This is a genomic window from Corynebacterium uterequi (assembly GCF_001021065.1).
Classification (GTDB): Bacteria; Actinomycetota; Actinomycetes; order Mycobacteriales; family Mycobacteriaceae; genus Corynebacterium; species Corynebacterium uterequi.
In genome coordinates, this window is record NZ_CP011546.1 from 1,893,278 (window position 1) to 1,917,413 (window position 24,136).

The window sequence follows — 24,136 nt, forward strand, 5'->3', positions numbered from 1 at the left end:
CTGGGGAGCCGGACAGCGCCGGCGCGATGAGATTTGCTTTTCGAAAGGACTGCCGGAATATGGCATCGCCCCAACCATCCTCCGCCACTCCCCTGCTCACTACTGTGTTGGAGAGCCTTGGCCAGCGCATTGTCTCCGGTGAGCTCCAGGAGGGGCACACCTTCACGCTGCAGACCATCGGCGATCGCTTCGGCATCTCCCGCACCGTGGCCCGTGAGGCCATGCGAGCGCTTGAGCAATTGGGGTTGGTGGCGTCCTCGCGGCGGGTGGGCATCACTGTGCTGCCACGAAGCAATTGGGCGGTGTTCGACCCACAGGTCATCACGTGGCGGATGCGCTCCGCCGCGGAACGTCCCCAGCAGCTGCAGGCACTCACCGAACTACGGATCGCCGTCGAACCCATCGCAGCGTTCAACGCCGCTATCCACGCCACCGACGCCCAACGGGCGGAGTTGTTGGAACTCGCCGCTGAGTTGCGTCGTCTCGGCGAGGACACGCACGGTAAATCTTCCGATTTCCTGCGCGTCGACATCCGCTTTCATTCCCTGCTGCTGGAGGCCTCGGGCAATGAGATGTTCATCGCTTTGATTCCCTCGCTGTTGGAGGCTCTCTACGGGCGCACGGAGTTCGGCCTCCAACCGGCCAGCCCGGCTCATGAGGCGCTCGACGCGCACGACGCGCTCGCCCAGGCCATCAGCTCGGGCGATGCAAGCGGCGCCGAGGAGCAGTCACGGCTACTTATCTCCGAGGTACGCGCCGCCCTCCGACGCAGCCGCTAGAGCGAGTGGGCACCGCGGCGCCCCCGCTGCCACTCACCCACGGGGCGCTTGCTTCCGCTTCGACCTCCCCGCGGGGCGCTCGTGCCCTCTTCGACCTCCCCGCGGGGCGCTCTTGCGCCCCACTTCCACCTATCCGCGGGGCGCTCTTGCGCCCCACTTCCACCTATCCGCGGGGCGCTCTTGCGCCCCGCGTTTACAGCATGCAGCTGACGCAGCCCTCTACCTCGGTGCCGGCCAGGGCCATCTGACGCAGGCGGATGTAGTAGAGGGTCTTGATGCCCTTCCGCCAGGCGTAGATCTGGGCCCGGTTGATGTCCCGGGTGGTGGCGGTGTCTTTGAAGAAGAGCGTTAGCGACAAGCCCTGGTCCACGTATTTGGTGGCTACCGCGTAGGTGTCGATGATCTTCTCGTAGCCGATCTCGTAGGCATCCTTGAAGTAGTCCAGGTTCTCGTTGTCCATGTGGGGGGCCGGGTAGTAGACACGACCCACCTTGCCCTCCTTGCGGATCTCGATCTTCGAGGCGATCGGGTGGATGGACGACGTGGAGTTGTTGATGTAGGAGATGGATCCGGTCGGCGGCACGGCCTGGAGGTAGGCGTTGTAGAGACCGTGTTCCATGACGCTCGCCTTGAGCTGTTCCCAGTCCTGCTGCGTGGGAACGTTCATGGAGGACTGCTCCACGATCTGCTTGACCCGCGGCGTCGTCGGTGCGAAGTCGGCTGGATCGTAGCGGTCGAAGAAGGCACCGCTGGCGTAGTCGGAGGTTTCGAAGTTGGCGAACGTCTCTCCGCGTTCCTTGGCGATGAGGTTGGAGGCCTTAATCGCCTCGTACATCACGGCCGCAAAGTAGACGTTGGTGAAATCCAGTGCCTCGTCCGAGCCGTACTCGATGTGTTCGCGGCCGAGGTAGCCGTGGAGGTTCATCTGGCCAAGGCCGATGGCGTGCGACGCTTTGTTTCCTTCCCGGACGCTGGGGACGGACTCGATGCTCGTCTGATCGGACACACTGGTCAGGCCCCGCACCGCGGTCTCGATCGTCTGCGCGAAATCGGGGGAATCGACCGTCATGGCGATGTTGAGCGAGCCGAGGTTGCAGGAGATGTCGTGGCCGATGACGTCGAATGTGAGGTCCTCGTTGAGCACCGACGGGGTGTTGACCTGCAGGATCTCCGAGCACAGGTTGGACATGTTGATCCGCCCCTCAACGGGGTTGGCCCGATTCACGGTGTCCTCGAACATGATGTAGGGGTAGCCCGATTCGAACTGGATCTCTGCCAGAGTCTGGAAGAACTGGCGGGCGTTGATCTTGGCCTTGCGAATCCGGTCGTCCTCCACCATCTCCCAGTAGTGCTCGCTCACCGAGATGTCGCCGAAGGGCTTGCCGTAGATGCGCTCGACGTCGTACGGGCTGAACAGGTACATGTCGTCGTTACGCTTGGCCAGCTCGAACGTGATGTCCGGGATGAGCACACCGAGCGAGAGGGTCTTGATGCGGATCTTCTCGTCCGCATTCTCCCGCTTGGTGTCGAGGAACTTCATGATGTCCGGGTGGTGGGCGTTGAGGTACACCGCCCCGGCTCCCTGTCGCGCGCCGAGCTGATTGGCGTAGGAGAAGGAATCCTCCAACAGCTTCATGACGGGGATGACTCCGGAGGACTGGTTCTCGATGTGCTTGATCGGCGCGCCGGATTCCCGAAGGTTGCTCAGCAGCAGGGCGACGCCGCCGCCGCGCTTGGACAGCTGCAGCGCGGAGTTGATGGCCCGGCCGATGGACTCCATATTGTCTTCGATACGCAGCAGGAAGCAGGAGACCAGCTCGCCGCGCTGGGCCTTGCCGGCGTTGAGGAACGTCGGCGTCGCCGGCTGGAAGCGCCCGGACATGATCTCATCCACAAGGTGTTCAGCCAATGCGGTATCCCCGCCCGCGAGGTAGAGCGCCGTCATGGCTACGCGGTCCTCGAAGCGCTCTAGGTAGCGATTCCCGTCGAAGGTCTTCAGCGTGTACGAGGTGTAGTACTTAAACGCCCCAAGGAAGGACTTGAAGCGGAATTTGAACGCGTAGGCCCGCTTGTACAGGGACTTGATGAAGTCAGCATCGTAGCGCTGGAGCACCGTCGGATCGTAGTAGCGGTTCTCCACCAGGTACTTCAGCTTTTCTTCCAAGTCGTGGAAGTACACCGTGTTCTGGTTGACGTGCTGAAGGAAGTACTGGTTGGCGGCTTCGCGATCCTTGTCGAACTGAATCTGGCCGTCCTCGCTGTAGAGGTTCAGCAGGGCGTTGAGGGCGTGGTAATCCAGCTGGTCATGTGCCGGGCTATCGGGGCTCTGCTGGCCCAGGATGGTGGCGGAGTGGGCAGTCACAGTTGACTTCAGTCCTTTCAACGTAGGTTCGTTTTCCTGTGGTCGTATCACTTACACCGTAGCGAGCCGCCTAGACACGAGCGCCGAGGGTGGTTCGAACAGGCAAGTTGACACTTAAGGCTGCTTTATAAGTCCTAGCTTATCTGCGTTGGCGAGGAGGCCTTCCCGCACGATGCGGACGTCCTCCTCGGTTCCCAGCAGTTCGTAGCGATAGACGTAAGGCACGTGGCATTTGGCCGAGATCACCTCGCCGGCCTTGCCGAAGTCCGTGCCGAAGTTGGTGTTGCCGCCGGAGATGACGGCGCGAATGAGGCTTCGGTTGTGGGCATTGTTGAGGAACTTAATGACCTGCGGCGGCACCGGCCGGGTGTTCTGGTGGCTGATCGACGCTCCGCCGCCATAAGTGGGGCAGACCAGGACGTAGGGTTCGTCGACGATGAGCTCGCCGTCGGTGCGCCGGATCGGGATTCGAGCGCTGGGGAAGCCGAGTTTGTCCACGAAGCGTCGAGTGTTTTCCGTCGCGGAGGAGTAGTAGACCACCAGCATGGGCTCAAGGCACCTCTTTCACTACCGCCCGCCGCCGAAAAGAACATAAAGAATGCCAGCCCCTTCGCGCGAGCGGAGTGTTGAGAGGCTGGCTTCATCGGTGCGAGTGGCTAGGCTGCGGCCTTCGCCAGGCCGCGGATGCGATCCGGGCGGAAGCCAGACCAGTGCTCGCCGTCGACCTCGACGACCGGAGCCTGGAGGTATCCCAGCGCCATGATGTAGTCACGGGCATCGGTATCGATGGAAACGTCGACGAGGTTGTAGTCCAGGCCGGCCCGGTCCAGTGCCTTCTTCGTGGCGTTGCACTGAACGCACGCGGGCTTGGTGTAGACGGTGATGGACATAATTTCCCCTTACTGCTGTAGCGCCGGCCACCTATGAGCTGCGGCTAAGGATCGCTGTGGTTCCGGCCCGTTTGGGCAACACCAACGACACTATACTTTGTGCCCCGTTCATGCAACTAACACTATATATAGTAGTTACACTGATGATATCCCCAGGTTAGCCCGCGCCGGGCACCCACATGTAGCAACGCTGGGATTACACACGTGTAACTCCCCCATGAAACGACGAAAGCCGGGCGCGCACGACAACAGCGTGCACACCCGGCTTCCGGGAAGCGAACTCCTAGCCCTGACGAGCCTTGAAGCGCGGCTCCTTCTTGTTGATGACGTAAACCTTGCCACGGCGGCGCACAACCTGGGCGCCCGGCTTGTTCTTCAGCGACCGAAGCGACTTGCGGACCTTCATCGGGCGCTCCTTTCTTTTTGCGCTTAGCATAGTTTTCTCGCGGCGGGGCCAAAACCAACCCACGCAGCGCGGCCGGGGTGGACCCAGCCATGACACGAGGGAAAATCTTACCTCGCGACCTCACAGCGAATCAAACCGGGGCCTAGGTGCGCGAGTAGCGTTGCTTCATCTGCCGCCCGACCTCCTCCAGGCCACGCCCGGTGGTCTCTGGTACGACGGCCCGCACGAACCCCAGGGCCGCCAGTCCCAGCGCCGAGAAGATGAGGAACGTGGTGGCCGCCGACAACACCTCCACTAACGGCAGGAAGAACTGTGCCACCGCCCAATTCGCCGCCCACAGCGCGAGACCGGCCAACCCCATGCCGATTCCGCGCACCTTCAGCGGCACTATCTCGGAGACGAGCAGCCACGTCACCGGAGACACCGCCGCCTGCTGAGACGCGATAAACACCGCCATCACCCCCAGAGCCACGTACGCCATCTCCGGCTGCGTCGCGGCAGACCCGTAGGTCACCGCCAGCAACACCAGCGACGCCACGTTGACGGTCAGCCCCACGCTGAGCAGCCACCGACGCCCGACGCGGTCGATGATGTGCAACCCCGCCCAGCACGCAACCACGCTCACCGTCCCGATGAGTATCGACGTGTACACCGCGTTCGTCGTCGAAATACCGACCTGATTCATCAGCGTCGGAGCGAAGTAAACGATGGCGTTGACGCCCGTCACCTGCTGGATAACCCCGACCACCGCCGCAACCCCGACAGCCATGCGCAGCCACCGGGTGCTGACAAGACGCTGCCACTCCCCCGCGGTGGCGCCTGTGCGTTCCTCGGCCGCCAGGTCCGGTAGCTCTAGCCCGGCGCGCTCGGCCACCGCCCGCGCCTTGTCCAGCCGACCAGTGCGCGCGTAATGCACCGGCGTGTCTGGCAAGGCAAGCATCCCGGCAGCCAGCGCAGCGCCCGGCACCGCCGCCAACCCCAACATGAGGTGCCAGTTACCGGTATGCGCCAGCGCGGAATTGACGAGGAAAGCCGCCAACTGCCCCACGACGATCATGAGCGTGTTCAGCGAGACCATTCGGCCACGTACTGCCGCGGGTACCTGCTCAGCTATGTACATAGGAACGACGATGCTTACCGCGCCGACCGCCACTCCCAACAGTGTGCGGGCCGCCCCTAAGGACAGCACGGACGACGCCACCGCGCACCACAGCGATCCAAGAACAAAGACAACTCCGCTGCCGATGAGGGCGAGCCGCCGGCCGATAGCATCCGCCACCCGCCCGCCACTGAGCGCACCGAGCGCCGCGCCGACGAGCAGCATCGAGGTGACCCACCCCTCCTGGGTAGCGCTCATGTCGAATTCGGGGCCGATGAACAGCAACGCCCCGGACATCACGCCGGTGTCGTAGCCGAAGAGCAGGCCCCCCAGGGCCGCTATCCAGGACACCATTCGGACATAGCGGCGTTGCTGCGTTGAAAGATGCATAGCTGAGCATTGTGCCCGAGCACTAGGATGGTCGGCATGTCGCTTCGTCCCCGCGAAACTCAAGATTCCATCAGAAACGCCCTGCATACGCGGGACTTAATCGATCCAGTTGCCGAGATCGAATCCCGCGTAACGTTCCTCGTCGACTACCTGCGCGCCTCCGGGGCCAAGGGCTACGTCCTCGGCATTTCCGGCGGCCAGGATTCCACCCTCGCCGGCAGGCTCGCCCAACTCGCCGTCGAACGCCGCCGCGCCGACGGGGAGGCTGCCACCTTCGTCGCCGTCCGGCTCCCCCACGGTGTGCAGGCCGACGAGGACGACGCACAAATCGCCCTCACCTTCATCGATCCCGACGAGCGGCTCACGGTCAACATCGCCGACGCCACCGCCGCCGTCGACGCAGCCGTCGCCGAGGCGCTCGGACAACCGGAGCTACGGGACTTCAACCGCGGCAACGTCAAGGCCAGGCTGCGCATGGTTGTCCAATACGCCATCGCCGCCGAACGCGGCCTGCTGGTCATCGGCACCGATCACGCCGCGGAGAACCTCACCGGATTCTTCACCAAGCACGGCGACGGGGCCGCGGACACGCTTCCTCTCGCAGGGCTGACGAAGTCCCAGGGGGCTGCGCTGCTGCGCGAGCTCGGCGCACCGGAGTCGACGTGGCGCAAGGTGCCCACCGCGGATCTAGAGGATGATCGGCCGGCTCTGGCCGACGAAGAAGCCCTCGGGTTGAGCTACGCCCACATCGACGCCTACCTCACCGGACACGAGGTACCCGACGACGCCCGCCAGCGCATCGAACAGCTGTGGCGCGCTGGGGCGCACAAGCGCCACCTTCCGGCCACCCCCACCGACACGTGGTGGCGCTAACGAGCGAGTAAGGACAGGGTCTGCTGGGCCGCGTCGACGAGCGCCCGCCCGTACGACGGACCGTGGCTCGCGGCATGGACCGCCAGCGGGTGCAGCTGATGTAGGGGGATCCGCTCTCGCCACCCGCTGCGAAGGGGATGTACCTCCTCATAGCCGGCGATGAGTTCCTCCAGGTACGGCGCTCCAAAGAGATAGAGCATCGCCAGGTCCGTTTCCCGGTGCCCACCGTGGGCAGCTGGGTCGATGAGACGGGGGCCGTCGGCGCCGAACAGCAGGTTACCTGCCCAGAGATCGCCGTGCAGGCGCGACGGGGTGTCGTCGGTGGGCACGCGCCTGACCGCATCCAGGCACCGGCGCACCAGATCCCAGCCGTCGTCGCTGAGGTGCCCGAGACGGTGAGCCTTGGCGGCGAAGGGGTCCACTCGCTGATCGACGTAAAAACTAGCCCAGTCCTCGGCCGGCTGGCACGACTGCTCCTGGCGACCGATATAGAAGGGACCAGGCCACCCGGGCGGTGGACTGCCGAATGCACCCGCACCAGCATCGTGGATCGCTGCCAGCTCACGTCCGGCCTCGCGGGCGGCCGCGGCCGTCGGCCGGGCGGGCGGGACCGCTTCCATGGTCAGCTCCTGGGGTCCGGAATCGACGACGTCGACCACGATGTGGGATGCCTCCCGCAGCCATCGCAGTCCCGCGGCCTCTGCCGCCGCCGCGCCGGGCTCGTTCACTTTCTTTCGGTGTAAGGCCATGACGGCTAGGCTACCGGGAAGAGAAAAAGAGGCACCGCTTAAAGCGATGCCTCTTTTTACTTGTGGAGCTAACGGGATTCGAACCCGTGACCCCCACACTGCCAGTGTGGTGCGCTACCAGCTGCGCCATAGCCCCGTAAAAGCAATATTCAGTTTTCCAGTGGAGCTAACGGGATTCGAACCCGTGACCCCCACACTGCCAGTGTGGTGCGCTACCAGCTGCGCCATAGCCCCTCACAACCGAGGTGTTTGGCCCCGGTTGAGACTCATGTAAATGTACACGGGCCACTCTAACCCGCCAAATCAGCAGGTCACGGTGCGTGAACTACTTGAGGACCGCGTCAATCCACTCATCGGTGCTGGACACCTGGACGTCCTTACCGTCGAGGAGAACCCGCGGCGAGGACACGGAACCGGTCTGGTCCTCCAGCTCCTTGGCGTTCTTCTTCGCCGTCTCCACAGCCTGGTCGTAGTACTTGCCGGCCTTGATGGCCTCCGCGGCCTCGTCAGAGGCGCCCGCGGCCTTCGCGGCCTCGGCGAAGTCCTCGTCGGACCACTGGTTGTAGATTTCGGCCTGCTTGTCCATGAGCACCGCGCGCAGGGTCCACCAGGCGTCGAACTCGCCCATGTCGGCGAGCGCCGTCGTGGCGGCAGCGGCTGCGGCGGAGTGACCAATATTCGGCTCGTTCTGGGCATTGACACCGTCGAGGAAGGTCAGCGGGTTGACGGTGACGACGAGGTTCCCGTTGCGGATCTCCTGCAGCATCTGGTCGTCAGTGGCCTCAGCGAGATCCGCACAGTAGTGGCAGGAGAAGTCCTCATAGAGGCTCACCTCGGGGGCGTCGGCCTTGGCGTTATCCGCGGCCAGCCGGACGTCGTTCCCATCGAAGGTGGGGGTGAATCCGAGCTCTACCCGCTGTGCCGCGACCTCCTCGGCAGCCTTGCCCTTGGACTGCCACACGACGACGCCGATGACGATCGCCGCGATCGCCAGCACCGCCACGATCACCCACAGGAAGCTGGCCGAGCCCTTGCTGTTCGGGTCGGACACGGAACGGGACTTAGCGCTCATCTCATCTCACCTTTCGTTTGTTTGAGGCTTTAATTGTGCACCTAAACGCGACTTTCGCAATCCTAGGCTACGGGCGGACCGCCAGCTTGGTGAACGGCCGCCAGATAGTCCACGCGCTTAGGGCAATGAAGACCAGGTCTCGAACGATGACGCCGAAGTACTGCAGCTGGTAGTTAGTGATCGCCTCGTCAGGGGTGAAGCAACCACAGTTGAGCTCTAGGCCGCGCAGCCACGCCTGTCCGATGCCGACAATGAACAGCACCAACACGCCGATGGCTACCTTGCTCGCCGGGCGAAGCCAGAGTCCGAACAACAACAAGAGGCCACCGATCAGCTCGGCCGGGCCGATGAGCTGCGCAAGAATGTCCGACCACGCCGGTGTGAAGATGTCATAGGCCTGAATGTTCTGGGTCACAGCCAGCCGATCGCCGATCTTCGACACGCCTGCGGCGATCCACACGAAGGCCATGCCGAAGCGGGCTACGCAGCTGAGCGCGTCAAGGAAGACGGTGCGACGATCGTGCGATTCGTTCGCGAGAGATAACTTAGGTGACACGTCTAGAGATCCTAGCCTAGGTGGCGCGTCCCGTGAGGCTGTGAGCAGCGCCGGCCTCACAGGATTGGGTTGCTCGAGGCCGCGATGACCGCGGCATAGCCGGCGGAGAGGCGACGGTCGTTCACCTCAGCTGCGTTACCCATGGCGTCAGCTCGTTGCGCCACGTGCGACGGCAGCCCTCGCACGTTTTCACAGACACAGCCTCCTGGAAGCGGTGCGAATCTCCCACCGCAAAGACAGGGAGGCGCGCCTGATTGCAGGACACGTCTACCGGCGTAGAAAGGAGGTGAGATGACGGCTTCAACTCCGCGTTCCGAAAAGAATGACGAGACCCGCCGAAGAGGCGAAATCCTTCGACGGGTCTTAAGAGGCACTGGTCATCAAAGTCACAGTGGACGGCATCCACGATGTACTGGCCTTGATCCTCAGTTAGAGTCTCCCAAGCGCCCTGCCCTTCTGCCTAGAGGTGGCGGGGCGCTTGCGTTGGGGCGAGTTGATCGGCGGCGGGCGCGCCACAAACTCACCTGACACACTCCCAGCTTCCGCCAGCTGCCACACTCTCCGACGCTACGACGGCCGGCCTTCCTGTTCATCCAGCATCCGGAGGGCACCTCACACGACTCATCTACTCCACTCACACCGGCGACAGCCGATGGATTAGCTCACATTAGCCTCGGCGACAACATCAGCAGAATCGGGAGCGAACAACGTCACCCGCTCAGATAACTGCTCCGCAAGAACCTGGTAAATCCGCTGAGCTGCTCCCGGCTCAGTCTGCTCGTAAATATCGAGCCAAGATTCGATCTCGTCAACCTCAATCTTCAGATCACTCGAAACCGTAACGTAGGCACCCCCAGGAGTGCCAAAACGAAACACTTTCCCTTCCCCGCCGTCAGAGGTTAAGCTTACCGGCTCAAGGAACTTCTCAACTACCCTGATTACCTTTCCCAACTCTGCATCGGTTGTAATCTCAGTGCTGGTACTCATTTTCTCCTCCGTTTCACAATTAAACGGCCCTGACTAATGACCGTCACTTCCTCAACCTCAGCATATCTTCGGACGGCATCCTCCACCTGCCTCAACGCCTCTTGTACATCGAGCCCAGACCTATGCAGATCAATAACAATCCGAGGGGCCTGACTCCTTGCCCTCCGAACATTCTGGTAGACGGTGTTCTTGGAGCTTCCATTCGGCGCCTTGACCTCGGTACGGGCCCCGTCAACGTAGCAATCTGGCGTTTTCACCTTCTCTTGATCCGACCGGGGTATGAGCTGGATGTGATGCCCCTGGTCGACCAGGAACTGGTAGGTGACCATCTCGTGAGCGGCGGGCTTCACTCCGTTAAGGTCGAGCGAACCCCGCTTCCTCGTAAACGGGCTGTAGTCGCGGGCGTTGAGGTTCCCGCCCTCGATATAGGCGCGCCACCGCCGCCACTGGTTCGGGGATGGCTACGAATCGACTACATGTCAAGCCTCTTTAATATTCCCTGGCGGCGTTCCTCTTCAAGGCGAACGGAATCACCATGACGCGCCTGAATCCTTCCAGTCAGCAGGAACAGGCTCCCCAAAATCGTCCCCCTCTTCCTCAGCCAATCGCTCCTCCTCAGCCTCACGAGCCAACCGCTGCGCCCGCACCTCATCCTGAGACCTCAGCACCTGTCCGTCAAAATCAAACACCGCATAATCTCTCGGAGCGAAACACGGGGCTGCGCCCCCGGACATAACCTCGCCAGATTCCTCAAATACAACTACCACCGGCGAATCACCGCAGTGCACCACACCAGAATCCCCGGAGGGGCCGGAGGGGCTCACAAGGAAGCAGTACCTCCCCTCCCCATATTCATAGAAATCACGATCCAACCGGTCGCCAAACTTTTGGACTACCTTCTCAAGAACTTCTCTTCGGCTTAGTACCATTGGTCTAGGTCTCCTCCCAGAACATCGAGAACCCCGTCAAGGGGCTGACAATCATCAATCCGGCACATGGATAAGGATCCATTGAGGTATTCCTTATGTGCCATGTATGCGGTAGGGGTCTGCCTTACTTCTCCTGTTTGAGGGTCATGAAACACGATCCTGCGCCCGATCTTCTCCCACACCAGGATATGGCCACTACGTTTGTCTCCGTCAGGAACAGGCGGCAACCACTTCTCACGACGGAGTTCGTTCTCTGTCTTCCACGAGTTCGTCGCGAACCCTCTCGCCCCGTCGGGCATGGTCTTGTTGAAGTACTTCACGAGGGACTGGTCAGCTTTCTTCGTCATCCCTCGCCATGTCACAAGCTCGGGAGGTTTCCCGGTTTCGGTGTTCCGCCATCCAATGTTCAACGAGTGCTGGGCGTTGCCGATATCGGCAGGCGACTTGAACGTTCCGGCTCCGGCGGTCACGTCGTAGCCTCGGCGCCGCAGCTCGGAGGCAGACACGCAGCGCACGCAATTCACCTTCCACGGCTCCTTGCCCATACCCTCCGGCAGGTTGTCCGGCACTTCCTCTAGACGGGGGTTCACTCGCGTGTATGCCTCTTCCTCTTCGTTGTTAGTTAGTCGTGGTGTGGCGTCAAGGCTTTGCCACCTGCGCACCTGGTCACCGCCAGCATACTTTCCTCGCGGCGGCTGCCACGCTGGTTTCGGCTTGGTAAACGGGCTGTAATCGCGGGCGTTAAGGTTCCCGCCCTCAACATGGGCGCGCCACCGCCGCCACTGGTTCGGGCCGGGCATCCCGTTGCTCCACGTGACTTCACGCCACCTGGCCTCCAACCGCTCATACTGCTCCTGCCCGGCCCACGACTCGCCATCCACCACAAGCACCGGCACGCAGTCACACCCATCGTGATAACGACGCCCATCACGACGCCTAACCACAATGTCCTCCCGGTACACCGGGCCACGAGACGCCAACATGGTGCAAAACGCACCATTCTCACGCCCGGAGAGCACCCGCGCATACCCGTGAAGCGGTCTGGGTTGGTGAGAGGGCATGATGCAACACAGGAGCAAGATCATGGCTACCAGCCCTTAGGACCAGGAGACCCGGCATAGGGGCGTGAGAATGTACTTCGACGAGCTCGAAGCCAGCGCTGAGACCAAGGCCGCTGCGCTTCGCGTGGTCTCCGCAGTCACCGGAGTAAAGATCCCCACGATGCGGAATTGGATCCGTGCTGTGGAAACAGCTAACAGGAACGACCATGCCGCTACTGAGGCCGAGAAGGATGCCGAGCTTACGCGCCTGCGGAAGGAAAACGCCAGGTTGAAAGAAGCCAACGAGATTTTGAAGTTGGCGTCGGCTTTTTTCGCCCAGGCGGAGCTCGACCGCACGTTGAAATAGTCGTAGAGTTGCTACGACGTCATCGGCACTTATACTCCATCGAGCGGATGTGCCAAGTTCTTCAAGAGCATCACTATGACATCTCCCCCGCTACGTATTACAGGTACCAGGACCGAAGTTTCGGCCCTACCGCAGCGGAGATAGAGCAGGCGTACCAGGCGCATCGCGTGTACCAATTGTGGGAGACGAACCGGCGAGTCTATGGGTATAGGAAGTTGTGGGTTGCGGCTCGTCGCAGTGGTTGGTCGGTGGGCCGTGACCACGTTCGCCGACTGATGAGAGTGCTGGGAATTTCCGGCGTTTCACGTGGGAAGATGGTGCGTACGACGGTGGCTGATCCTAGGGCTTCGTGGTTCGAAGATCGGATCCAGCGTGCGCGGAAGCAGGCGCAGCGCCCGAATCAGTGGTGGGTTGCGGATTTCCCGTATGTACGCACCAGGAAAGGTTTTTGTTATGTGTCTTTTATGACTGATGTGTTCACGCGGGAGATCTTGGGTTTTGTTGTCGACGTCAAACCGGATTCGTCGTTGGTTGTTCGGGCGTTGCGTCAGGCGCTCGCGGGCCGGAGGCGTGTGGATCCAGGGTTTTCGTCCGCGGGGGTGATCCATCATTCTGATGCTGGGTCGCAGTACACGTCGTCCGATTTTCGGTCATTGCTGGCGCGGCACGATATGGAAGGCTCGATCGGGTCTGTTGATGATGCATAAGATAACGGTTTGATGGAGTCGACAATCGGACTGTATAAGTCGGAGTTGATTCATTTTGACGAAGCGGGGTGGGACGATGAGATGGAGGTTGAGTTTGCTACCGCTGATTGGGTGAGGTGGTATAATAGTGAAAGGTTGCATTCGTCGGTGGGGTATGTTCCGCCGGTGGAGTGTCGATCCGAGTTTGTTGGAAGTGACAACGTAGCGACGGTTGTAGTCGCGTAACAGGACCCTCTCACAGAGCCAGGCCGATTCAGTGTTTGGGGGTGGTGTGTCCGATTGTTGGGCTCCTGTGGGTATGGGTTGAGGTCCCAGGGACGTGTGCTCCCGGGACCCCTCTCGCTGTCGTTGTAGCAATTTGGGTGTCACTTCTGTTAAGTCGTACTTCCTACGGCCGTTTTGGGTGATTCGTCTTGTTATGTTGTGGCATTTCATCAATTGTATGATTGTGTTTGGTTTCTTTCCGGCTAGGCGTGCGAGTTGGTCGATGGTTACCCATTGGTTGGTGGGTTGTTGTGGTCCGAGGATGTGGTCGAGTGTGGTGGTTTGTTGGTGGATGATTGTTTGGGCTTGGGTGTGCCAGTGGTGGTTGTTGGGGTGGGTGGTGATGGTGGTGAGCGTGGTGGTGGTTTCCGCCGAAGCTCGGCAGTGGGTGAAGCTCAGCCAGGGCGATAAGCCCAAGGAGCTTGACAGCAAGAAATAACCCCGGGGTCCTGGCACCCGCTATGTGCCAGGCCCTCCGGGGCCACTCGTATTGATCTTACCTCTCGTTGTTGAAGGAGTTTGTCATGTTGGAAGAGTACGGCGACCTGGTGCTCTACTCGCTGGCCGCGTTGATGATTGCGGCCGTGGGGGCGCCGTCGTGGGTGTTGTTGGTTCCCGGGGCGTGTGTGGCGTCGGCTGTGGTGCGTCGCCGGATTGCTGTGGAGGTGGGGTAGTTGTTCCGGGTGGTGGATGATGCTGGCCGGGAGTATTGGACTGTTCGGCAGTGTGTGGATTTTTGTGGGGTTGCTCAGTCGACGTGGACGGCGTATGTGGCTCGTGGGCAGGCGCCTGGGCCGGCGGGGCGGTTGGATGCTCGTACGCCGTTGTGGTTGGCCGATGAGGTGCGCTCTTGGCGTGGTGCTGGGCGTCGTGGGGCGGGCCGCTAGCTAGGGCCGGGTGATTTACTAGTTGGTTAGGGGGTGCCGTCGAGGAGTTTGATGAGGTTTTCGAGTGTCATGGTGGCGTATTGGTCGGCTGGGTTGTTGTTGCCGTGGCGTTTGTGGATGACCATGGCGATGTGTGCGCGGCCGTGGTCGTCGCAGAACTCGCAGGTGTCAATCGCCGCCCGGCGAGCAGCACGAGCGGCTTGTTCACAGTCGGCGATCTCGGTCTTCGCGGCCTGGCAGCCCCGCCTGCCTCCGAGTCCCTCCAAGCAACCGAATCTGACGATCCGTCACCACCCCATCCGTGAGCTGCTGGGCACACCACGCCCCCGCCGTCACCCACAGCCTCCGGGCCGCCATGAAGGAAATCGAATCCAAGAAAGGAAAAGACAGCTAGAAACCCCGGTTCAGTAAGCTCGAACCATCCTGAACCGGGGCGCTAGCCCCACGCTACAGCCATGGAGAACCTCTCACCAACCTTGTACAACACCATCACCTCGTGCCTGCTCATAGCCCTGGCCGTGGCGACCATCCTCAAAGCCCCGTTCTGGGCAGGAGCGGCCCTACTAGCCCCTCTCGCGGCCCTCACCATCAGCAGGGCTGCCATCATGATCCGCAATCACCGAAAGGCCACCTCATGACCCCCACGATCATCGACGCCGACACCGGGCGAGTGCTCTGGCTAGGGGAAGACTGCGCCAACCACATCGGCGTCTCCCCGGCGACGTGGCGCAACTACAGCGCCAACGGGCGCACCCCCGCCTACGTCGCCACCATCCTCGGAAAGACCCGACTCTGGGACGCCGACGAAGTCCGCCAATGGCACGCCAACCGACCCGGCTCCCCCATCCCCCGCCGCTAAACCAGCCGCCACACACCAACAATGAAACCTCAAAAACGCACCACCGCCTCAGGTAAGACGACCTGGGTAGCCCGCTACAAGGACCCCGACGGCAAAGAACGTTCCGAGACCTTCCCCACCCAGCGTGAAGCGAAAGCCTTCCTCCAGGACCAGGAAACCGACGTCCGCCACGGCAGGTGGATCAACCCGAATGAGACCACCACTGTGGCTGATCTTGTTGAGGATTACATCAACGCTGGCTACGAAGCCGGGTACCCGCCGGGATAGGGAGATTCTTCGGGCGAATCTCGGCCCCCTGGCTGCTATGCGGGTGGTGGAGGTCAAGCCGTTAAACGTTGAGGCGTGGGCTATCAGCTTGCGTGATGGGCGGCCGTGGGCGAAGGGGCGGGCATTATCCCCGGCGACGGTGAAAGTGAAGACAGGCCAGCTTCGGACCGTGTTCCAGCGGGCCGTGGATGATGGGTTGCTGGCACGCAACCCTGCAGTGGTGCTCAAGCGGTTCGACACTGGCCATTCGGGGGACTTCTACGTCCCGACTGACGAGGAGGTTCGCGCCCTGTACCGTGCTGCGTGCCAGTGTGAGGGGGCGGTGTGGTTGCCGTTGGCGGTGCGTTTTGGTGTGGAGGCTGGGTTGCGCGCGGGTGAGGGATGGGGCGGGGGTTGATTCTCGGGTGCATTTTCACTCGCTGCGTCACTTGTTTGCGTCCCGGTTGTTGGCTGGTGGTGTTGATTTGGCAACGGTATCGGGGTTGCTGGGTCATGCGAGTGTGGCAGTCAAACTCGGCTAAAAGCGCATCAGCTCCCGGGCCGTGGTGAGGCGGTCCGGGAGCTGGTTGCTCGTGCGTCGGGATTTTTTCGGGATTTCCCTTCCGAGCAGGGCGCTGGGGCGGGGTAGTTTCTACGCCCCTAGAACCCCGTTGACCAGGGCTTGTGCTTCCTTCTGGACGAGTGCGAGGTGCTCGTCGCCCTTGAAGGACTCGGCGTAGATCTTGTACTTGTCCTCGGTGCCGGACGGACGAGCCGCGAACCAAGCGCTCTCCGTGGTGACCTTGAGGCCGCCGATGGCGGCGCCGTTGCCCGGCGCTTCGGTCATCTTGGCGACGATAGCCTCGCCGGCCAGCTCGGTGGCGGTGACCTGCTCCGGCGACAGGGCCTTGAGGACGGCCTTCTGCTCACGGTTGGCGTTGGCATCGGTGCGGGCGTACGACGGGGCGCCGAACTTCGCGGCCAGCTCGGCGTAGCGCTGCGACGGGGTCTTGCCGGTGACGGCGGTGATCTCGCTGGCCAGGAGGTCGAGGATGATGCCGTCCTTGTCAGTGGACCACACGGAGCCGTCGAAGCGCAGGAAGGACGCGCCTGCGGATTCCTCGCCGCCGAAGCCGATGGAGCCTTCGAAGAGCCCCGGCACGAACCACTTGAAGCCGACGGGCACCTCCACGAGCTTCCGGCCAAGCGACTCCACGACGCGATCGATCATCGAGGAGGACACCAGCGTCTTGCCCACGCCCATCTCCGGCGACCACTGCTCGCGGTGGGAGTAGAGGTACTCGATGGCCACGGCGAGGTAGTGGTTCGGGTTCATGAGGCCGGCGTCGGGGGTGACGATGCCGTGGCGGTCGGCGTCGGCGTCGTTACCGGTGGCGATATCGAACTTGTCTCGGTTGCCGATGAGCGACGCCATGGCGTTCGGGGAGGAGCAGTCCATGCGGATCTTGCCGTCGGTGTCGAGCGTCATAAAGCGCCAGGCGGCGTCGACGAGCGGGTTAACGATCTCAAGGTTGAGGCCGTGCTTCTCGCCAATAACACCCCAGTAGTCGACGGCGGCGCCGCCCATCGGGTCGGCCCCGATGTGCAGGCCGGACTTCTTGATGGCCGCCAGGTCGACGACGGTGGGCAGGTCGTCGACATAAGAGTCAAGGTAGTTGTACCGCTCGGCACGCTCGTCGAGCACGCCCGATACCGGGGTCCGCTTCACGCCGTCGAGCCCGGCACGCAGGTAGTCGTTGGCGCGGTCGGCGATCCAGCTGGTCGCATCGGTATCGGCCGGGCCGCCCGAGGGCGGGTTGTACTTGAAACCACCGTCACGCGGCGGGTTGTGGGAGGGGGTGATGACGATGCCGTCGGCGCGCCTCGGGTCGGTGGTGGTCACGCCGCCCGGAAGCTTCGCGTTGTGGGAAAGGATCGCGTGCGATACGGCCGGGGTCGGGGTGTAGCGACCGCGGTCGTCGACCAGGACCGTAACGTCGTTGGCGATGAGCACCTCCAGTGCGGAGATCATCGCGGGCTCGCTGAGAGCGTGGGTATCGCGGCCGACGAACACGGGGCCGTTGGTGCCATTGTCGCGGCGGTAATCAACGATGGCCTGGGTGGTGGCCAGGATATGGGGTTCGTTGAAGGCATTGTCCAGCGAGGAGCCCCGGTGGCCGGAGGTGCCGAAGGCGACCTGCTGGTTGATGTCGTCGGCGTCGATCTGCCGGGTGTAGTACGCGGATACTACCTCCGCGATGTCGATAAGGTCCTGGGGCTGGGCGACCTGCCCAGCACGCTCGTGCGCCATGTCCACTCCTTCGTAGGGTGCTAGTGGTGAGTAGTCGTGGTCCATTGTCTCTCGAAACTGCCGGGCCGGGCGGCGGATTCCACACCATCACACCCCCGAACGGGGGCCCTACAGGTAATATCTATCGGAAAATAGGCCACCACGCTTCCCCCTCACTAGTGACACATCGTAAATTCCATCACCATGGTGGAACAGATCACAGCCGCGCTGAGCGCGGCCTCAGGAGTCGTGTGGGGACCCTTTGTCCTCATCCCGTTACTCCTCGGGACCGGCATTTACCTCACAGTGCTGCTCCGGGGAATTCAATTCCGCACGCTCGGTAGAGCGCTGCGCCATGCCTTCCTCGACGAGGACGAAGAACACACCGAAGGAGACATTTCCAACTACCAAGCGTTGACCACCGCTCTGGCGGCCACCGTGGGAACCGGCAACATCGTCGGCGTGGCTACCGCGATCGCCCTGGGCGGTCCCGGCGCGTTGTTCTGGATCTGGGTAACCGGCCTGCTCGGCATGGCCTCGAAATACACCGAGGCCTACCTCGGCGTCCGCTTCCGGACGACGGATAGCCGCGGTGGCCAGCTCGGCGGACCCCAGGTCTACCTCCGGCGCGGAATCCCCGGCGGCTTCGGGACCACCCTCGCCGTCCTCTTCGCCATCTTCGCCACCTTCGCCTCCTTTGGCATCGGCAACCTCACCCAGGGCAACTCCGTGGCCGCCGGCCTGGAGGACACTTTCGGCCTTGACCCGATGGTCTCCGGGATCATCATGTTCATCGCGGTCGGCGCGGTCCTGCTCGGCGGCATCCAGTCCATCGGCCGGATCACTGCCGCGTTCGTCCCGCTCATGGTCATTATCTATATCGTCGGCGGCATTGTGGCCCTCGTGCTCATGGCGGATCAGATCCCGGCCGCGATCGCCCTCATCTTCACCGACGCTTTCAGCGGCACCGCCGCCAGCGGCGGATTCCTCGGCGCCACCATCATGATGGCCGTCCGCTTCGGCGTCGCCCGGGGCATCTTCTCCAACGAGTCCGGCATGGGCTCCGCCGCCATCGCCGCGGCGGCAGCGAAGACCACCCACCCGGCGCGTCAGGCGCTGGTGTCCATGACGCAAACCTTCATCGACACCATCATCGTCGTGTCCATTACCGGCCTGGTCATCGTCACCTCGGGCGTGTGGACCAAGGGCGCCGATAGCGCCGCCACCCTCACCGCCGACGGTTTCAGCACCGTACTGCCCGGCGACTGGGGCGGGACCATCGTCTCCGTGTCCCTTATCTTCTTCGCCTTCTCCACCATCATCGGCTGGGCCTACTACGGGGAGCGCTGCCTCATCTCGCTCGTCGGCGAGCACGGCTCGGTGCCCTACCGCATGGTGTTCACCGTCGTCGTGTTCATCGGCGCCATCAGCCACATTGAGCTCGCCTGGACCTTCTCCGACCTAGCCAACGGGCTCATGGCCATCCCTAACCTCATAGGACTGCTCATTCTGTCGCGGCTCGTGGCCCGGGAGACCCGGGACTATCTCACCTTCGATCCCAAGCTCACCCACTCCAAGACTGAGGTGGAGCGATTCAACGCCGAGCGCAACCTGGACTGGCGCTAGACTCTCCGAGTGTGAGTCAGGGTGCGGTAGTCGGCATGGGAGCGGCGCTGGGGGCCTTGGCCCGCTGGTTAGTCGGGCTTGCTCTTGGGGGTGCGCTGGCGACGACGTTGCTAATTAACGTCGTCGGCTGCGTCGCGATCGGCTACGTTCGTCCAGGACCATTCTGGGGCACCGGCGTGCTCGGGGGGTTTACTTCCATGTCCACCTTCGCGGTGCTCACCGGTTCGCTCGGCATCCTCCCCGGCATTGGCTACGCCGCGCTCACCGCGTTCGGCTGCCTCGGCGGAGTAATCCTTGGCCGATCGCTGCCACGAGGGACGCGATGATCGGCTCGGCGGTCCTCGTCGCCGTAGGAGGGTTTTTCGGAGGATTCACCCGCTGGTGGCTCACCCGCCAGCAGCCGAGCCGACGGGCGATCCTCCTGTCGAACGTCGGGGCGTCGCTCCTGCTCGGCGGCCTGACCGGAGCCGAGGTGCACGGCTGGTGCTACCTCCTCCTCGGTGTCGGACTGTCCGGGGCGCTGTCCACCTGGTCCACGTTCGCTGCCCAGGTGGTCGAATTGTGGGTGGACCGCCACCGCCGCCGCGCCGTCGCCTACGCGGCGTCGACGCTGGGTGCCAGCGTCCTCGCCGCTGCCGGTGGCATGGTTGCGGGCGGCGCCGTCGGCTAGGTGCCCTTGACGTTGAGGACCTGCCGGAGGCGGTGATCGATGCGCACCAGCGCGGCGGCGTCCTGCATCACAGCGTCGATGTCCTTGTAGGCATCGGGGATCTCATCCACCCAGGCCTCGCCCGGCCGGTAGACAATACCCTCCATCCGCTGCTCCAAATCCTCGACGGTGAAGCGCTTGCGCGCCTCGGTCCGCGAAAAACGCCGTCCAGCCCCGTGCGGGGCGGAGTTGAGCGCCGGGCGGTGCCCCAACCCCGTGACCACGTAGCTCGACGTTCCCATGGAACCGGGGATGAGCGCCCGAACTCCTTCATCAGCCCGGATCGCGCCCTTGCGGGTCAGCCACACCGTACGCCCGTAGTGCCGCTCCTTCGTCGTGTAGTTGTGGTGGCAGTTAATCCGCTCCTCTTCCACCACCTCTGCGCCGAGGTAGTCGCCGAGGCACTCGGCAAACCGATCCATCATTTCCTCCCGATTGAGGTAGGCGAAACGCTGCGCCCACTCCAGGTCCCGGAGGTAGGAATCGAATTCGGGGGTGTCTTCCACCAAGTACGCCAGGTCCGGGTCGGGCAGGGTAATCCAGTACTTCTCGCACACCCGTTGAGCCACACGGATGTGCTTCTGGGCGATCTTATTGCCCACACCCCGAGAACCGGAGTGCAGGAACATCCACACGCGCTGCTCTTCATCAAGGCACAGTTCGATGAAGTGGTTACCGCCACCGAGGGAGCCGAGTTGCTGACGCCACTTTCGGGAGTGGCGCAGGTCGACGTCGTTGTCCTCGGCCAAAGCCGCCAGCTCTCGGGTACGAGCCTCTGCGGAGGTCCGCAGTACCCACGAGTTGTAATTTCCAGGCGACAACGGGATGGAGCGCTCGACAGCGTCGCGCAGCTGCCCGAGGTCACCTCGAGCTGCGAGATCCTCGGCCGTGAAGCGGGTGCGTACCCCAATCATGCCGCAGCCGATGTCCACCCCGACGGCGGCCGGAATGACCGCACCAAGGGTACCAAAGACGGTGCCGACGCTGGACCCCTTGCCGAAGTGAGCGTCCGGCATGAGCGCGACGTGCGGGTAGATGAAGGGCAGGGCGGCCGTGTGGCGCGCCTGTTCCAAGACCGAATCCTCGAGCTCGCTGGCGAAGATTTCGATGGTGTGGGTAGTGTTCGTCGGCCGAGGCCGACGTGCGGAAGTCATGACAATTCTCCCGTCCTTTCGAAGAGATGAGGGGCCACAACCACTGGCTTTGTAACACAGGTGGGAGGCCGCAAAATGACGAAAGGCGGCGTCGCATTGTTAACGCGACACCGCCCAAAATTGGCTGCAGGGACCTACCCTGCGTGCTGTGAGGTCACGTCATGCTGAGGTTTCTTATGAAAGGATAGTGCGCGCTGAAGCGTTTTCATGGCGCTGCATCCTTTCTTCTTCGACCACGCTGCGTGATACTGCGCGGTTGTCCTCAGTGGTGACCGCTGCTCATTGAAACACACCACCCCAACTCCGGGCAAGGGGGTAGAGAATTACTCCCCCGCAATGGCCTCCAGTGGCGGAGTGGCCGCCGCCCGTCGGGCTGGTAGGACCGCCGCGAGCAGGCCGACCGCGATCGATCCGGCCAGCACCACAGCCATGAGCAACCAGGGAACGCCCACCTCGCCGTCGAGGCCTTGCTCTGCCAGGACGGTGATGAACGCCCAACCCAAAAGCCCACCGATGGCCAGGCCCGAGGCGGCGCCGAAGACCGCAACCTGCACGGATTCCAGGGACACCATCCGGCGGATCTGGCTGCGTTGGGAGCCGACGGCGCGCAGCATGCCGAATTCCTGGCGCCGCTCGATGACGCTCAAGGTCAGCGTGTTGACGATGCCGAGCACCGCGATGATGATGGCCAGCGATAGCAAGGCGTAGAGGACCGCGAGCATGTCGTTGACTGACCGGCCGGCAACGCCAGCGAACTCGTCCTCGGTGAGCACCTCGACGACCACGAAATCGCGCATCGCCTCATTCAACGGCTCGCGAAGTGTCTCGGGGGCAACACCCGGCGCCGCGTTGACGCCCACCCGCACGAGCCGCTCGGCCTCCTCGGTCAACCCCAGCTGCTCGACGTCCACCTGGGACACCACAAAGGAACGCAGGAGATCGTGAGGCTCGAAGGTGCCGACGATTTCCACCGGGACCGGGGGCAGCACCGGTTCGGCAAACGCCAGCTCCACGCTGTCGCCGACCTGCCACCCCAGCTCGGCGGCCTTCTCTGCAGAGACAAGCACGCCCCCGTCGGAGATGTCGGCACTGCCGGAGGCCATGGTGAGATTGAGCATGTTAGCGGGGTTGCCATCCATGACGCTCGTGGCCCCATAGGCGCCAACCGCGATGTCGTAGTACCCGCCCACCGTCACCGGCGCTGTGAGGTACGACGTCACCGAGCCAACCCCGGCAATGGACTGGGCCGTCTCCGGGACGTCGTTCGGCACCGGGAAGCTACCTGTGATGGGGCCGGTGAGCAGGTAATCGGTGCTCACGTCCGTGTCCAGCACGTCGCTAATCGAGCTCTTCATAGTGGATCCGAGCATCCCGATGACTGTTACTAGCGCGATGCCCAATGCCAGCGCGAAGGCCGTGGCGGAGGTCCGGCGAGGGTTGCGCAAGGTGTTCGTCGACGCAAGCCGGCCGACAGCCTTGAAAGGCCAGCCGATGACCCGGCCAAAGGTGGGCACCACCGGCATGCTCAGGGCCGGACCGGCGAGGTAGAACCCGCCGATGAGCGCCACCGCGCCGGTGCCCACGCACAGCGCACGCTGTCCGGTGCTCCACTGTTCGATGATCGCGCCGGCGAGCGCCGCCCCCAGCCCCAGCGCGAGCACCACGATGCCGACGAGGGTGCGAAGGAACAGGGACTGCTCACTCGCGGTCTCCTGCGAGCGCATGGCCTCGACGGGCTGGACCCGGCCGGCCCGGCGCGCCGGCGACCACGCTGAAAACACCGTCACCGCCGTGCCCAACACGATCGGGACGACAACGGAACCGGTGGACCACCCGAGGCCGCCTCCAGGCAGGGAGGAGCCTTGGCTGGCCATGAAGGCCCGGATAGCGGCCACGAGCCCGGCGCCGGCGACGACGCCGAGGCTGGAGCCGAGCACGCCGATTACGATCGCCTCACCCACCACCGAGCGGGTGATCTGCCGTCGTGACGCGCCGAGGGCCCGCAGCAGCGCGAACTCCTTCGTCCGCTGCGCGACGATCATGGAGAACGTGTTCGCGATGAGGAACGTGCCGACCAGCAGGGCCACCACGCCGAACGCGATGAGGAAGTAGTTCACGAAGCTCAGCGCGCTTTGAATGGTCTTGGCGGTTTCATCGGCCAGGGCCTGGCCCGTCTCGATGGTTAAGTGCGGGTACGTGGCGGAGAGATGGCTCACCAGCTGTTCGGGGTCCCCGGCGCCGTCGACGAGGATCTGGCCCACGTGTTCGCCGTCGGTGTAATGCTCCAGGTAGCCGGCCTCGGTGGTCCGCAATTGCACGAGGAACGGCTGGTCGAGCTCGGTGTCGTAGATCCCCGACACCCGGGCGTTGTGGCGGCTGGCCGGGTCGACGATAACCACTTCGTCGCCGACCGCCACGCCGTGCGCCTGAGCCGCGGCGGCGTTGATGACCACCTCGTCGGCCGTGGCCGGCCCGCGGCCCTCGACGATGCTCAGCTGCTCGCCGATCGCTTGGTCGGCCGGATACCAGATGCCGATGTAGGACGCGCCGCCGGCGGTCTGTAGCGACGTCAGTTCTTCGCCGCTGCGCCGCGCGATGACCACGGTGGTTTGCGAGGGCAGCGTCACCCGGCTGACCTGCGGGTCTTCGGCCACCGCCCGGGCGTCGTCGAGGGTGAGCAGCTGCGTCGGATCGGCCGAGCTGGCCACCGCGTCGACCCCGCGGTAGGTGTTGTTGATCGCGGCGTCGAAGGCCTGCGAGAGGGTGTTGGTGAACATGAAGGCACCCGAGATGAACGCGGTGCCCAACACGACCGCTAGCACCGTCAGGCCCAGCCGGAGCTTGTGGGCGGCGATGGTGCGCAGCGACATCTTCGTCATGGTGGAACGTGCCATA

At 63.2% G+C, this 24,136-nt stretch carries 28 protein-coding genes and 2 tRNA genes; 13 read left to right on the forward strand and 17 right to left on the reverse strand.

The genetic code is table 11. The features are described 5' to 3' along the window. The first annotated feature begins 59 nt into the window (after nt 1-59). Nucleotides 60-779 (forward strand): FadR/GntR family transcriptional regulator, encoded by a 720-nt coding sequence (locus tag CUTER_RS08750; RefSeq protein WP_047260098.1) that lies wholly within the window; start codon nt 60-62, stop codon nt 777-779. A gap of 193 nt (nt 780-972) precedes the next feature. Here CUTER_RS08750 and nrdE read toward each other — a convergent pair whose 3' ends face one another. From nrdE to CUTER_RS08775, 5 genes are all read right to left on the reverse strand, one after another. Then, nucleotides 973-3,141 (reverse strand): class 1b ribonucleoside-diphosphate reductase subunit alpha, encoded by a 2,169-nt coding sequence (gene nrdE, locus CUTER_RS08755; RefSeq protein ID WP_047260099.1) that lies wholly within the window; start codon nt 3,139-3,141, stop codon nt 973-975. 114 nt (nt 3,142-3,255) lie between these two features. After that, nucleotides 3,256-3,687 carry a class Ib ribonucleoside-diphosphate reductase assembly flavoprotein NrdI gene (gene nrdI, locus CUTER_RS08760; protein WP_047260100.1) on the reverse strand — a complete coding sequence of 144 codons (432 nt, stop codon included), beginning with the start codon at nt 3,685-3,687 and terminating at the stop codon, nt 3,256-3,258. Between the two features lie 110 nt (nt 3,688-3,797). Further along, nucleotides 3,798-4,031: a glutaredoxin-like protein NrdH gene (gene nrdH, locus CUTER_RS08765; RefSeq protein WP_047260101.1), complete on the reverse strand. Its 234-nt coding sequence runs from the start codon at nt 4,029-4,031 to the stop codon at nt 3,798-3,800. Between the two features lie 283 nt (nt 4,032-4,314). Next, nucleotides 4,315-4,437 carry a type B 50S ribosomal protein L36 gene (gene ykgO / locus CUTER_RS08770; protein ID WP_005511141.1) on the reverse strand — a complete coding sequence of 41 codons (123 nt, stop codon included), beginning with the start codon at nt 4,435-4,437 and terminating at the stop codon, nt 4,315-4,317. 142 nt (nt 4,438-4,579) lie between these two features. Further along, a complete protein-coding gene (locus CUTER_RS08775) occupies nt 4,580-6,013 on the reverse strand; it encodes a sugar porter family MFS transporter (RefSeq protein ID WP_407919164.1) in 1,434 nt (477 codons plus the stop codon). Here CUTER_RS08775 and nadE point away from each other — a divergent pair. Further along, nucleotides 5,963-6,799: an ammonia-dependent NAD(+) synthetase gene (gene nadE / locus CUTER_RS08780; protein WP_047260103.1), complete on the forward strand. Its 837-nt coding sequence runs from the start codon at nt 5,963-5,965 to the stop codon at nt 6,797-6,799. The genes CUTER_RS08775 and nadE overlap by 51 nt on opposite strands. Here the strand turns inward: nadE and CUTER_RS08785 are convergent. The 8 genes from CUTER_RS08785 to CUTER_RS08825 form a co-directional block, all read right to left on the reverse strand. Continuing rightward, nucleotides 6,796-7,548: a fructosamine kinase family protein gene (locus tag CUTER_RS08785; RefSeq protein ID WP_047260104.1), complete on the reverse strand. Its 753-nt coding sequence runs from the start codon at nt 7,546-7,548 to the stop codon at nt 6,796-6,798. The genes nadE and CUTER_RS08785 overlap by 4 nt on opposite strands. Before the next feature lie 63 nt (nt 7,549-7,611). Beyond that, nucleotides 7,612-7,684 (reverse strand) — tRNA-Ala (locus CUTER_RS08790). Between the two features lie 25 nt (nt 7,685-7,709). Next, nucleotides 7,710-7,782: transfer RNA gene (locus CUTER_RS08795), tRNA-Ala, on the reverse strand. A gap of 91 nt (nt 7,783-7,873) precedes the next feature. After that, nucleotides 7,874-8,620: a DsbA family protein gene (locus CUTER_RS08800; protein WP_047260105.1), complete on the reverse strand. Its 747-nt coding sequence runs from the start codon at nt 8,618-8,620 to the stop codon at nt 7,874-7,876. Nucleotides 8,621-8,687: 67 nt separating this feature from the next. Continuing rightward, on the reverse strand, nt 8,688-9,089 hold the full coding sequence (locus tag CUTER_RS08805) for a MauE/DoxX family redox-associated membrane protein (protein WP_047260738.1): 402 nt from the start codon (nt 9,087-9,089) through the stop codon (nt 8,688-8,690). 744 nt (nt 9,090-9,833) lie between these two features. Next, on the reverse strand, nt 9,834-10,163 hold the full coding sequence (locus CUTER_RS08810) for a hypothetical protein (RefSeq protein ID WP_047260106.1): 330 nt from the start codon (nt 10,161-10,163) through the stop codon (nt 9,834-9,836). After that, nucleotides 10,160-10,492 carry a CdiA C-terminal domain-containing protein gene (locus tag CUTER_RS12070; protein ID WP_407919180.1) on the reverse strand — a complete coding sequence of 111 codons (333 nt, stop codon included), beginning with the start codon at nt 10,490-10,492 and terminating at the stop codon, nt 10,160-10,162. Before CUTER_RS12070 ends, CUTER_RS08810 begins: the two co-directional genes overlap by 4 nt. Before the next feature lie 590 nt (nt 10,493-11,082). Then, on the reverse strand, nt 11,083-12,177 hold the full coding sequence (locus CUTER_RS08825) for a VG15 protein (RefSeq protein WP_456236262.1): 1,095 nt from the start codon (nt 12,175-12,177) through the stop codon (nt 11,083-11,085). 46 nt (nt 12,178-12,223) lie between these two features. Here CUTER_RS08825 and CUTER_RS08830 point away from each other — a divergent pair, with 46 nt between their 5' ends. The 5 genes from CUTER_RS08830 to CUTER_RS11765 all read left to right on the forward strand — a co-directional run bounded on the left by CUTER_RS08830 (nt 12,224) and on the right by CUTER_RS11765 (nt 14,144). Then, nucleotides 12,224-12,499: a hypothetical protein gene (locus CUTER_RS08830; RefSeq protein ID WP_047260110.1), complete on the forward strand. Its 276-nt coding sequence runs from the start codon at nt 12,224-12,226 to the stop codon at nt 12,497-12,499. A gap of 8 nt (nt 12,500-12,507) precedes the next feature. Then, complete coding sequence (locus CUTER_RS08835; protein ID WP_158408126.1) at nt 12,508-13,206, forward strand: IS3 family transposase; 699 nt, start codon at nt 12,508-12,510, stop codon at nt 13,204-13,206. 12 nt (nt 13,207-13,218) lie between these two features. Further along, nucleotides 13,219-13,431 (forward strand): integrase core domain-containing protein, encoded by a 213-nt coding sequence (locus CUTER_RS12075; RefSeq protein WP_082121339.1) that lies wholly within the window; start codon nt 13,219-13,221, stop codon nt 13,429-13,431. Nucleotides 13,432-13,762: 331 nt separating this feature from the next. Further along, nucleotides 13,763-13,909, forward strand: a complete 147-nt coding sequence (locus CUTER_RS11760; protein WP_158408127.1) for a hypothetical protein — start codon at nt 13,763-13,765, stop codon at nt 13,907-13,909. Between the two features lie 85 nt (nt 13,910-13,994). Continuing rightward, nucleotides 13,995-14,144, forward strand: a complete 150-nt coding sequence (locus CUTER_RS11765) for a hypothetical protein (protein ID WP_158408128.1) — start codon at nt 13,995-13,997, stop codon at nt 14,142-14,144. Nucleotides 14,145-14,383: 239 nt separating this feature from the next. Here CUTER_RS11765 and CUTER_RS08840 read toward each other — a convergent pair whose 3' ends face one another. Next, entirely contained in the window at nt 14,384-14,623 is a 240-nt protein-coding gene (locus tag CUTER_RS08840) for a hypothetical protein (RefSeq protein WP_047260111.1), read from the reverse strand. Nucleotides 14,624-14,991: 368 nt separating this feature from the next. On the opposite strand from CUTER_RS08840, the gene CUTER_RS08845 reads away from it, so the two are divergent. The 3 genes from CUTER_RS08845 (at nt 14,992) to CUTER_RS11410 (ending at nt 16,004) form a co-directional block, all read left to right on the forward strand. Further along, the gene (locus tag CUTER_RS08845) at nt 14,992-15,216 is read left to right on the forward strand and encodes a hypothetical protein (protein WP_047260112.1); all 225 of its coding nucleotides are present in this window, start codon (nt 14,992-14,994) and stop codon (nt 15,214-15,216) included. Nucleotides 15,217-15,237: 21 nt separating this feature from the next. Then, the gene (locus CUTER_RS08850) at nt 15,238-15,483 is read left to right on the forward strand and encodes a hypothetical protein (protein WP_047260113.1); all 246 of its coding nucleotides are present in this window, start codon (nt 15,238-15,240) and stop codon (nt 15,481-15,483) included. Between the two features lie 191 nt (nt 15,484-15,674). Next, nucleotides 15,675-16,004 (forward strand): tyrosine-type recombinase/integrase, encoded by a 330-nt coding sequence (locus CUTER_RS11410; RefSeq protein WP_236684795.1) that lies wholly within the window; start codon nt 15,675-15,677, stop codon nt 16,002-16,004. Between the two features lie 110 nt (nt 16,005-16,114). Here the strand turns inward: CUTER_RS11410 and pgm are convergent, their stop codons facing one another. Beyond that, complete coding sequence (pgm, locus tag CUTER_RS08860) at nt 16,115-17,773, reverse strand: phosphoglucomutase (alpha-D-glucose-1,6-bisphosphate-dependent) (RefSeq protein ID WP_047260115.1); 1,659 nt, start codon at nt 17,771-17,773, stop codon at nt 16,115-16,117. Nucleotides 17,774-17,959: 186 nt separating this feature from the next. On the opposite strand from pgm, the gene CUTER_RS08865 reads away from it, so the two are divergent. The 3 genes from CUTER_RS08865 to CUTER_RS08875 are packed head-to-tail and all read left to right on the forward strand — an operon-like array spanning nt 17,960 to nt 20,048. Further along, nucleotides 17,960-19,378 (forward strand): alanine/glycine:cation symporter family protein, encoded by a 1,419-nt coding sequence (locus CUTER_RS08865; RefSeq protein WP_047260739.1) that lies wholly within the window; start codon nt 17,960-17,962, stop codon nt 19,376-19,378. Between the two features lie 11 nt (nt 19,379-19,389). Next, entirely contained in the window at nt 19,390-19,704 is a 315-nt protein-coding gene (locus CUTER_RS08870; RefSeq protein ID WP_047260116.1) for a fluoride efflux transporter family protein, read from the forward strand. After that, the gene (locus tag CUTER_RS08875; RefSeq protein WP_047260117.1) at nt 19,701-20,048 is read left to right on the forward strand and encodes a fluoride efflux transporter FluC; all 348 of its coding nucleotides are present in this window, start codon (nt 19,701-19,703) and stop codon (nt 20,046-20,048) included. Before CUTER_RS08870 ends, CUTER_RS08875 begins: the two co-directional genes overlap by 4 nt. Here CUTER_RS08875 and CUTER_RS08880 read toward each other — a convergent pair. Next, nucleotides 20,045-21,241 (reverse strand): RtcB family protein, encoded by a 1,197-nt coding sequence (locus CUTER_RS08880; protein WP_047260118.1) that lies wholly within the window; start codon nt 21,239-21,241, stop codon nt 20,045-20,047. The two genes, CUTER_RS08875 and CUTER_RS08880, sit on opposite strands and share 4 nt — an antisense overlap. A 323-nt stretch (nt 21,242-21,564) precedes the next feature. Then, nucleotides 21,565-24,135 carry an ABC transporter permease gene (locus tag CUTER_RS08885; protein ID WP_047260119.1) on the reverse strand — a complete coding sequence of 857 codons (2,571 nt, stop codon included), beginning with the start codon at nt 24,133-24,135 and terminating at the stop codon, nt 21,565-21,567. Nucleotide 24,136 lies beyond the last annotated feature (1 nt).

Bases quoted from the DNA above. Each gene is read 5' to 3' on its own strand.
- CUTER_RS08885 (WP_047260119.1), bottom strand. From the start codon at position 24,135: ATGGCACGTTCCACCATGACGAAGATGTCGCTGCGCACCATCGCCGCC.
- nadE (WP_047260103.1), top strand. From the start codon at position 5,963: ATGTCGCTTCGTCCCCGCGAAACTCAAGATTCCATCAGAAACGCCCTG.
- ykgO (WP_005511141.1), bottom strand. From the start codon at position 4,437: ATGAAGGTCCGCAAGTCGCTTCGGTCGCTGAAGAACAAGCCGGGCGCC.
- CUTER_RS08880 (WP_047260118.1), bottom strand. From the start codon at position 21,241: ATGACTTCCGCACGTCGGCCTCGGCCGACGAACACTACCCACACCATC.
- CUTER_RS08875 (WP_047260117.1), top strand. From the start codon at position 19,701: ATGATCGGCTCGGCGGTCCTCGTCGCCGTAGGAGGGTTTTTCGGAGGA.
- CUTER_RS08825 (WP_456236262.1), bottom strand. From the start codon at position 12,177: ATGATCTTGCTCCTGTGTTGCATCATGCCCTCTCACCAACCCAGACCG.
- CUTER_RS08810 (WP_047260106.1), bottom strand. From the start codon at position 10,163: ATGAGTACCAGCACTGAGATTACAACCGATGCAGAGTTGGGAAAGGTA.
- CUTER_RS08785 (WP_047260104.1), bottom strand. From the start codon at position 7,548: ATGGCCTTACACCGAAAGAAAGTGAACGAGCCCGGCGCGGCGGCGGCA.
- CUTER_RS08775 (WP_407919164.1), bottom strand. From the start codon at position 6,013: ATGCAGGGCGTTTCTGATGGAATCTTGAGTTTCGCGGGGACGAAGCGA.
- CUTER_RS11760 (WP_158408127.1), top strand. From the start codon at position 13,763: ATGATTGTTTGGGCTTGGGTGTGCCAGTGGTGGTTGTTGGGGTGGGTG.
- nrdI (WP_047260100.1), bottom strand. From the start codon at position 3,687: ATGCTGGTGGTCTACTACTCCTCCGCGACGGAAAACACTCGACGCTTC.
- CUTER_RS08805 (WP_047260738.1), bottom strand. From the start codon at position 9,089: ATGGCCTTCGTGTGGATCGCCGCAGGCGTGTCGAAGATCGGCGATCGG.
- CUTER_RS12075 (WP_082121339.1), top strand. From the start codon at position 13,219: ATGGAGTCGACAATCGGACTGTATAAGTCGGAGTTGATTCATTTTGAC.
- CUTER_RS11765 (WP_158408128.1), top strand. From the start codon at position 13,995: ATGTTGGAAGAGTACGGCGACCTGGTGCTCTACTCGCTGGCCGCGTTG.
- CUTER_RS08800 (WP_047260105.1), bottom strand. From the start codon at position 8,620: ATGAGCGCTAAGTCCCGTTCCGTGTCCGACCCGAACAGCAAGGGCTCG.
- CUTER_RS08845 (WP_047260112.1), top strand. From the start codon at position 14,992: ATGACCCCCACGATCATCGACGCCGACACCGGGCGAGTGCTCTGGCTA.
- CUTER_RS08850 (WP_047260113.1), top strand. From the start codon at position 15,238: ATGAAACCTCAAAAACGCACCACCGCCTCAGGTAAGACGACCTGGGTA.
- CUTER_RS12070 (WP_407919180.1), bottom strand. From the start codon at position 10,492: ATGGTCACCTACCAGTTCCTGGTCGACCAGGGGCATCACATCCAGCTC.
- pgm (WP_047260115.1), bottom strand. From the start codon at position 17,773: ATGGCGCACGAGCGTGCTGGGCAGGTCGCCCAGCCCCAGGACCTTATC.
- CUTER_RS08830 (WP_047260110.1), top strand. From the start codon at position 12,224: ATGTACTTCGACGAGCTCGAAGCCAGCGCTGAGACCAAGGCCGCTGCG.
- CUTER_RS11410 (WP_236684795.1), top strand. From the start codon at position 15,675: ATGGGTTGCTGGCACGCAACCCTGCAGTGGTGCTCAAGCGGTTCGACA.
- CUTER_RS08750 (WP_047260098.1), top strand. From the start codon at position 60: ATGGCATCGCCCCAACCATCCTCCGCCACTCCCCTGCTCACTACTGTG.
- nrdH (WP_047260101.1), bottom strand. From the start codon at position 4,031: ATGTCCATCACCGTCTACACCAAGCCCGCGTGCGTTCAGTGCAACGCC.